This is a genomic window from Deltaproteobacteria bacterium, assembly GCA_016218975.1.
Taxonomy (GTDB): Bacteria; Desulfobacterota; Deferrimicrobia; order Deferrimicrobiales; family Deferrimicrobiaceae; genus JAENIX01.
The window spans coordinates 1-8,095 of the sequence record JACRCO010000081.1 but is presented as its reverse complement, the minus strand read 5'-3'; the positions used below and the strand labels follow the sequence as shown (position 1 = coordinate 8,095).

The window sequence follows — 8,095 nt, the reverse complement described above, 5'->3', positions numbered from 1 at the left end:
GAAACCTACGGCAAGCTGAACAAGGACAAGACGAACGCCATCCTCATCCTGCATGCGCTGTCGGGGGACTCCCACGCGGCGGGGAAATATTCCGCCGAGGACAAGCACGCTGGATGGTGGGACAACACCATCGGCCCGGGGAAGGCGTTCGACACCGACCGGTACTTCGTCATCTGCTCGAACGTGATCGGCGGATGCCAGGGGAGCACCGGCCCTTCATCGGTCAACCCGGTTTCGGGGAAACCGTACGCGCTCTCTTTTCCAATCATAACGGTCGGCGACATGGTGCAGGCGCAGCGGCACCTCGTCGACCACCTCGGCATCGAGCGGCTCTTCGCGGTGGCGGGAGGGTCCATGGGAGGGATGCAGGCGCTCCAGTGGGCGGTCTCGCATCCCGACCGTGTGCTCGCGTCCATACCGATCGCGACGACGTCGAAGCACTCCCCGCAGCAGATCGCGTTCAACCAGGTGGGGCGCGCCGCCATAATGGCGGATCCGAACTTCAACGACGGCGACTATTACAGCGGGGCGGTCCCCAAGGACGGGCTCGCGCTCGCCCGGATGGTCGGGCACATAACGTACCTTTCCGACGACTCGATGCACGAAAAGTTCGGACGCCGCCTCCGCGGCAAGAAGACGCTCGGCTACAGCTTCAATCTCGATTTCGAGGTGGAGAGCTACCTGCGGTACAAGGGAGACGCCTTCGTCAACAGGTTCGACGCGAACTCCTACCTGTACATAACGAAGGCTATCGATTACTTCGACCTTTCTCTTCCGTCGGGTGCGCTCGTCAAGGCGGTGGAGAAGGTCAAGTCGAAGTTCCTCGTCGTCTCCTACAAGTCCGACTGGCTCTATCCGCCGTACCAGTCGAAGGAGATCGTGAAGGCATTGATGGTGAACGGCGTCGACGTCACGTACTGCGAGATAGACTCCCGGTACGGGCACGACGCCTTCCTCCTGGACGAAGGCGAGATGTCGAAGATCATCCGCAACTTCCTCGAGAACGTGGCCGTGCGCAACAAAATCGCGGTCCCGGCCGGCGCGTGACGATGCCGGGGACCCGGATCGATTACAGCATCATCCTCGATCTCATCCCGCCGGGGAAGAAGGTCCTGGACCTGGGATGCGGCGACGGCTCTCTCCTCTCCCAGTTGGTTCAAATCAAGGGCGTGACCGGCCGCGGGATCGAAATTTCCGAAGAGGGGGTCCGCGCCTGCATCGCCAAAGGGCTGACGGTCCTCCAGGGCGACATCGACGAGGGGTTGCGGGATTATCCCGACCGCACCTTCGACTACGTCATCCTCAACCAGACGATCCAGGCGGTGAAGAAGCCGGACGTGGTCCTCTCGGAGATGCTCCGCGTCGGCGATAAGGGTGTTGTCGGCATTCCCAATTTCGCCTTCTGGCGGATGCGCCTCTACCTGCTTTTCAACGGGCGGATGCCGAAAACCGATTTTCTGCCCTACGAATGGTACAACACTCCCAACATCCATTTCTGCTCGGTGCTGGACTTCGACGAGTATTGCAGGAAAAGCGCGATAACCGTGGAAAAGCGGATCTACCTTTCCACCGATCGCGGCGGCAGGGTGCTCAAGGGCGTGCGGCCGAACCTTTTCGCCGAGAGCGCCGTTTTCCTGTTATCGAAGCGCAGTTGATTTTTAGGCGGGGCTGATGTAGATTTTTCACCTTATAATATCGGATGTGGGGCTGTAGCTCAGCTGGGAGAGCGCCTGAATGGCATTCAGGAGGCCGACGGTTCGATCCCGTTCAGCTCCACCAGAATGATCGAGGGCTTCCGGAGAAATCCGGAGGCCCTTTTTTTCCGGTGGTCGATTCCGGCATTATCGGGAAGAACGTCAATATCAGCCGGGCGGTTTCCGCAGGTGGTCGAGCAGGGCGGCGGGTGTCATTACCGTGACGCTGCCGCAGGCGCGGGCAGGAAAGTGGCGCGTATTTCCCGTGATGAGAACGGCTGAGGCGGCGGATGCCACCTCAAGAAAGGGCAGGTCGCTTTCATCGGGCAGTTCTGTGCGGAGGGGGATCGCCCCGACGCGAACCGCAGTTCCCCGGATGAACGACAGTATCTCCCTTGCCGGTTCTGCGATCGGGGATAGTTTCGGGTACCGGAAAACCGTTTCGTATTCCTGGTGTATCCGTCCATCCGCGCATGGAATCAATGCTCCATCGCGGACAAGTTCCAGTATCCGGTGGCACACGCCGCCTTGCGTGAAAATTCCCGAAACAAGAACGTTCGTATCAAAGACGACCCTCAAAGGGCGATCCTTCTCTTCTTTCCCCCACGGGCACGCGCTATCAAGGAATCCACGTCTTCCATGTGAAATGCGGACAGTCCGGCCTCTTTAGCCGCGGCGTGAGCCTTGTCGAGGGCCTGGGTGAAACGCGCCCGCCTGATCGCCATAACGGTTTCCTCTACTGTGTCCGGGGAAACCGGAGCGAGCACTGCGATCGGCTTGCCGCTTGCCGTCAAGACGAGTTCTCCTTCCGAAGCGAGCGATTTACGTACAGCGGCCGTATTCGAACGCAGGTCCCTGATGCTGAGAAATTTCATTGCTCCTCCTATGAGCACAATATGTGACACATTAGTGTACCATAAAAATACCTATTCCAGGGAGTTGCGGGATTCGTTCGTTAATTCGCTAAAGAAATCGAATCAATATTCCGTTTATACGATAATGGAATGGATCGGTGTATTTAATGATCATTGCTGAAAGGCGGCCCGCATGAAGATCAGGCATTTTCACGTAAGGCCGAACATCCCGAAGGAGCTCCTGCCGCTCATCGACATCGCGAGGAACCTGTGGTTCTCATGGAACTGGGAAGCGGTGCAGCTGTTCATCCGGCTGAATCCCGGCTTATGGGAAAAATCTTATCAGAACCCGGTCCAGATGCTGGGGTCGCTTACCCAGGCCGAGCTGGAAGCGGCGGCACGCGACGAAAGCTTCGTCGCGAACCTGATGCGCGTGCACGAGAACTTCACGAAATACCTGAAGGCCACGGGATGGTTCCAGGAGGCGTACGGCGCCGAGAAGAGTTTTCTCGCGGGCTACTTTTCCTGCGAGTTCGGCATCGACGAGGGTCTTCCGATCTATTCCGGCGGGCTGGGAATCCTCTCCGGGGATCACCTGAAGTCCGCATCCGACCTTGGCCTGCCGCTCGTCGGCGTGGGGCTTCTCTATCAGAAGGGATATTTCCGCCAGCAGCTCAACCTCGACGGCTGGCAGCAGGAGCTCTATCCCGACAACGACTGGTACAACATGCCGGTCTCGCTGGAATTCGATCCGGAAGGGAAGCCCCTGACGATCGACGTTCCCATGGGCGGGGAGCGGATCAAGGCGAGGATATGGCGCGTCCAGGTCGGGCGGACCCCGCTCTACCTGCTCGACACCAACGTGAGGGAGAATAGTCCCCGCGCGAGGGAGATCACCTCGGCCCTCTACGGCGGGGACCGGGAAATGCGGATCCGGCAGGAGATCCTCCTCGGCATGGGAGGAGTGAGGGCGCTCCGGGCGCTGGGCTTGTCACCCACCGTCTTCCACATGAACGAAGGCCATTCGGCGTTTCTCGCGATCGAGCGCATACGGATTCTGATGTCGGAAAACGGACTTTCATTCGCACAGGCGCGGGAACAGGTGTTCGCGTCTAACGTCTTCACCACGCACACGCCCGTGCCCGCCGGGAACGAGGTGTTCTCCACCGAGCTCATCAGGAAATATCTCCAGCCGGTTGCGGAAGAACTGAAGCTGCCATGGCAGGAATTTCTTGCGCTGGGCCAGATCCCGGCGAGCCGGTCCCCGGATTTCGGGATGACGGTGCTGGCGTTGCGGACGGCCGCCTTCACGAACGGAGTCGCCAGCCTGCACGCGGAGACGTCGCGGAAATTGTGGCGCGATCTGTGGCCGAACCTTCCCGAGTCCGAGATTCCGATCCGGAACGTGACGAACGGCATCCACACCCGCTCCTGGCTGAGTCACGAAGTAGGGGAATTGTTCCTCCGCTACCTGGGGCCCCGCTTCACGGAGAAGCCTGCGGACGCCACGGTTTGGGAACGGGTGGAAGCGATCCCCGCCGGTGAGCTTTGGCGCATCCACCAGGCGCGGAAGGAACGGCTCGTCTTCTTCGCCAGGAAACGGCTGAAAAGCCAGCTTCAGCGGCAGGGGGCGGGGGCCGCGTCCCTGCGCGCGGCAGAGGAAGTGCTCAACCCGGAAGCGCTGACCATAGGCTTCTCACGGCGGTTCGCCACCTACAAGCGCGCCGGTCTGCTGTTCAGGCAGCCCGAGCGGCTGGTCAGGCTGCTCACAGATCCGGAGCGCCCCGTCCAGATCCTTTTCGCGGGTAAAGCCCATCCGCAGGACCACCCGGCAAAGGAGATCATCAAGTCGGTCGTCCACTTCACCTCGGATCCGCGGCTGAGGGAACGGCTTGTGTTCATGGAGGACTACGACATCAACGTTGCGAGATACCTCGTGCAGGGCGTCGACGTGTGGCTCAATACGCCGAGGCGTCCCCTCGAAGCGTCGGGGACAAGCGGAATGAAGGCGGCGGCGAACGGAGCCCTCAATCTTTCGGTGCTCGACGGATGGTGGTGCGAGGGGTATGCCCTGGACACCGGGTGGGCGATCGGAAGCGGCGAGGTGTACGAAGACCCCGAAGCGCAGGACAAGATCGAATGCGAAGCGCTCTTCAACCTGCTGGAGCAGGAGATCATCCCTCTCTTCTACAACCGGGACAAGTCCGGGCTGCCGCGCGAGTGGATCTCCATGATGAAGTCATCGATGCGAAAGCTGGGCGCCCGCTTCAACACCCACCGGATGGTGCAGGAATACGCCGAGTTCTGCTACCTCCCTGCGCACCGCTCGGGAGAGCGGCTCAAGGCGAACGGGTTCGCCGGCGCGAAGGCGCTGGATGACTGGCGCGCCCGCGTCACGGCCGGCTGGTCGAACCTGGCGATCCGGATCGATGAAGTGAAGAGGGAGAAGGAGGTGCCGGTCGGCGGTTCCGTCGGCGTCTCCGTGCGCGCGAACATCGGCACGCTGTCGCCTGATGACGTATCCGTGGAAATCTACCACGGCCCGATGGATATCACGGGAGAGATCCGGGAAGGATGGATCGTCCGGGCCATGCACGAACGCAGGGACGGAGACGCCGACGTCTTCCATGCCGAGATCCCGTGCAAGGTCACGGGCCGTTACGGGTACATGGCGAGGATCCTGCCGAGGCACCCGGACCTCGCCAACCCGTTCACGCCGCTGCTTTTGACCTGGGAGTAGGCGGCTTCGGGGGCTTGACGGTGGAGATCAGAAGGGCCGCCAGGAGCGCGAGCAGCGCGGCGATGCGGAACGCCTGCGCGTAGCTTTTCGTGGAGTCGAAGATCCAGCCGCCCAACATCGGGCCGATTATGCCCGCGGTTCCCCAGGCGGTCACCACCACGCCGTAGTTGTTCCCAAGGTTGCGCACCCCGAAGAAGTCCGCCGTCGCGGACGGGAACACCGCGAGCTGGGATCCGTAGCAGTACCCGATCATGAACACGGAGCCGAACAGGAAAGCGCGGGTGGACACTTCCGACTCGAAGAACAGCAGTATTGCCGTGACTCCCATGACGACCGCCAGCGTCTTCGTCCGTCCTATGTGATCAGAAAGCCACCCTGAGCCGATCCGGCCGCACCCGTTTCCCACCGCCAGCACGCCGACCGCGACCGCGGCGTCGGGCCGCGAGAAGCCCGCTCCCTGCGCGAACGCGGCAAGGTGCCCGATGACCATCAGCCCCGCCGTTGTCCCCAGCGTATATGCAGGCCACATCCGAAGGAAGGTGCCGGTGCGCATCATCTCGAAAGGAGCGTACTCGTGGATCGTACGGAACGCGCCTTCTCCCGCAGAAGGGGCGGTCCACCCCGGCGGGCTCCACCCTTCGGGCGGATTCCTCAGGAAAAAGGAACCGGCGACCGTTACGAAAAAGCACCCGACGCCCAGGAACGCGAATGCGTGCCTCCATCCGTACCAGTGGATGAGCAGTCCCGTAAGTGGCGCTATAAGCGCTCCGCCGGCGCCGTATCCCATCACCATTAAGCCCGTAACCAGCCCTCGCTTGTCAGGGAACCACTTCATGCCCACGGCGAGCGGACAGGTGTAACCTATCCCGCTCGAGAAACCGACCAGTACGCCGTAGAAGAGGTAAAGCCACCACAGGGAATGCGTATATTGTGAAATGAACATTCCCGCCGAGAAGAGGACCGCGCCGGTCAGCGCCACGGGAGCCGGCCCTTTGCGGTCCTGCCAGCGGCCTCCTATAAGCACCCCCGTGGAAATGCAGACGATGGAAGCCGTGAACGCGACCGACACTTCCGCCCGCGTCCAGCCGAACTCCTTCTGGAGCGGCCCGAGGAAAACGCTCCACGCGTAGGCGGCGCCGAAGCACATGTTCATGGCGACGCCGCCCGCCACCCGGAACCACCGGTTCATGACGCGAGGAGAGGAGGTCACCTTTCCCTGCTCCATCCGTAGATGGCTGCGCAGGTTGCGGGCGACAACCCGAGGAAGTACCCCAGCCGCAGCCCCCACATGAGAAGGATGGTGCGCAACGGTCCGGTCGCCTCCCACCTCCTGCCGGAGGTCGTTATCCGCACAGGCAGCAGGATCGTTCTGCCGCGGCGCGTTAGACGGCGGGAATACTCCACGTCCTCCATGAGGGGATATGCGGGGAATCCACCGAACGAGGCGTGTATCTCCTTCCGGACGAAGATCGCCTGGTCGCCCGTATATGCGCGAAAAACACTGGAACGGAATCCGATCATCTCTCCGGTCAGCCCAAGGATAGCTTTCCGGTATGGGGGCGCGGAGGGGGAAATCCCCAGGCGGACGGAGAATGCACCTCCGACGACGCTTCCATCCTCCATTGCATCGCGCACCGCGCGGATTGCCCCCGGCGGGAAAAGAGTGTCCGCATGAAGGAATACAAGCGTATCCCCGGTAGAAGCCTCGGCGCCCGCGTTCATCTGCGAGGCCCGGCCCGGCTGCGTGACGATCAGGGCATCCGCCGACCCGCACGCGATTTCCCGGGTGCGGTCCTTACTCCCCCCGTCGACGACGATCACCTCGTCGGCCCCGGCATCGCGCACCGAGCGGATGGTTGCTTCGATCGACGCTTCTTCGTTGAGCGCCGGAATTACTACGGAGATCTTCACGCGGGGCCGCTCCCTCCCGCCGAAGGCGGATTTCCGTTTGCCGGTTTCTTTCGTATCCGCTGAAGAAGGGCGGGAAGGAAGAAGGAAAGGACGAGCAGGATCGCAGGGACCAGGATATCGGGTTGGAGCAGGTCGGCGGGTCCCCGGAACGAGGCGGCGATCTCCCTCAGGTTTCCGAAGAAGAAGGAAACGATGGCGACGGCCGGGAGTATCCCGAAAAACGTCCCCCAAAAGTAATCCGAGAACCGGATCCGGGTGGCACCCGCCGCGTAATTGAGGACGATAAACGGGAACCAGAATATGCGCAGGTAGAAGATGACCGAAAAACCATGTTCCCCGGCTTTCCGGTCCAGGTCCGCCAGCCTGCCGGTGAGGAACCCTTCAGCGAAGCCCCTCAGGAAATATCGGCCCAATACAAATGAAAGCGACGCGCCCGCGACCGCCCCGATGAAGTTGCATGCCGTTCCGAGGTACTTTCCGAAGATAAGGGCGCCCGCCGCAGTGAACGGAGTCGCGGGGAGCGCAAGCACCCCCAGCCCGTAGATGACGGCGAAAACGGCCGGGCCGAAAATGCCCGCCGCGCGGACGAACATGTCGAGCCGCGCCACCAGCGCCCTTCTCCCTTCATGCGTAAGGAAGAGGTCTCCCGCCGGGGTCAGGAACAGGACGTATCCCGCGATGCCCGCGAAGAGGAGGAAGCCGGCGAATTTCAGCAGATTATCGATTCGAACGGCCATTCCTCCCTCTTGGGAAATTTATCTATTTTAACGCAAGCCGGCCTATCTTCAGTACGATATTGGATGTATGCGAACCCGCGACAAATGCCGTTCAAAGCTTCGGAGGCGAGCATGAAGTTTCCCCGTTTTTCCATCTCCGACCGTGGGCTCCAATTCAAG

At 61.5% G+C, this 8,095-nt stretch carries 8 protein-coding genes and 1 tRNA gene; 4 read left to right on the top strand and 5 right to left on the bottom strand.

Annotation, left to right across the window (positions count from 1 at the left end):
* The 3 genes from HY896_12320 to HY896_12310 all read left to right on the top strand — a co-directional run.
* Positions 1 to 1,047 (top strand): homoserine O-acetyltransferase (locus HY896_12320; GenBank protein ID MBI5577133.1); only part of this gene is annotated, 1,047 nt, incomplete at its 5' end.
* Between the two features lie 2 nt (positions 1,048 to 1,049).
* Positions 1,050 to 1,655, top strand: a complete 606-nt coding sequence (metW, locus tag HY896_12315; protein MBI5577132.1) for a methionine biosynthesis protein MetW — start codon at positions 1,050 to 1,052, stop codon at positions 1,653 to 1,655.
* A gap of 48 nt (positions 1,656 to 1,703) precedes the next feature.
* Positions 1,704 to 1,779, top strand: a tRNA-Ala gene (locus HY896_12310).
* A gap of 83 nt (positions 1,780 to 1,862) precedes the next feature.
* Here HY896_12310 and HY896_12305 read toward each other — a convergent pair.
* Both HY896_12305 and HY896_12300 read right to left on the bottom strand, forming a co-directional pair.
* On the bottom strand, positions 1,863 to 2,273 hold the full coding sequence (locus tag HY896_12305) for a putative toxin-antitoxin system toxin component, PIN family (protein MBI5577131.1): 411 nt from the start codon (positions 2,271 to 2,273) through the stop codon (positions 1,863 to 1,865).
* Complete coding sequence (locus HY896_12300) at positions 2,270 to 2,569, bottom strand: type II toxin-antitoxin system Phd/YefM family antitoxin (protein ID MBI5577130.1); 300 nt, start codon at positions 2,567 to 2,569, stop codon at positions 2,270 to 2,272. The genes HY896_12305 and HY896_12300 overlap by 4 nt, the downstream gene beginning before the upstream one ends.
* Before the next feature lie 172 nt (positions 2,570 to 2,741).
* Here HY896_12300 and glgP point away from each other — a divergent pair, with 172 nt between their 5' ends.
* Complete coding sequence (gene glgP / locus HY896_12295) at positions 2,742 to 5,288, top strand: alpha-glucan family phosphorylase (protein MBI5577129.1); 2,547 nt, start codon at positions 2,742 to 2,744, stop codon at positions 5,286 to 5,288.
* On the opposite strand, the gene HY896_12290 is transcribed toward glgP, so the two are convergent.
* The 3 genes from HY896_12290 to HY896_12280 are packed head-to-tail and all read right to left on the bottom strand — an operon-like array spanning position 5,260 to position 7,936.
* Positions 5,260 to 6,513, bottom strand: a complete 1,254-nt coding sequence (locus HY896_12290; GenBank protein ID MBI5577128.1) for an OFA family MFS transporter — start codon at positions 6,511 to 6,513, stop codon at positions 5,260 to 5,262. The two genes, glgP and HY896_12290, sit on opposite strands and share 29 nt — an antisense overlap.
* Positions 6,495 to 7,199, bottom strand: coding sequence for a TIGR04283 family arsenosugar biosynthesis glycosyltransferase (locus HY896_12285; GenBank protein MBI5577127.1), 705 nt, complete (start codon positions 7,197 to 7,199; stop codon positions 6,495 to 6,497). The genes HY896_12290 and HY896_12285 overlap by 19 nt, the downstream gene beginning before the upstream one ends.
* Positions 7,196 to 7,936 carry a TVP38/TMEM64 family protein gene (locus HY896_12280; protein ID MBI5577126.1) on the bottom strand — a complete coding sequence of 247 codons (741 nt, stop codon included), beginning with the start codon at positions 7,934 to 7,936 and terminating at the stop codon, positions 7,196 to 7,198. The genes HY896_12285 and HY896_12280 overlap by 4 nt, the downstream gene beginning before the upstream one ends.
* Positions 7,937 to 8,095 lie beyond the last annotated feature (159 nt).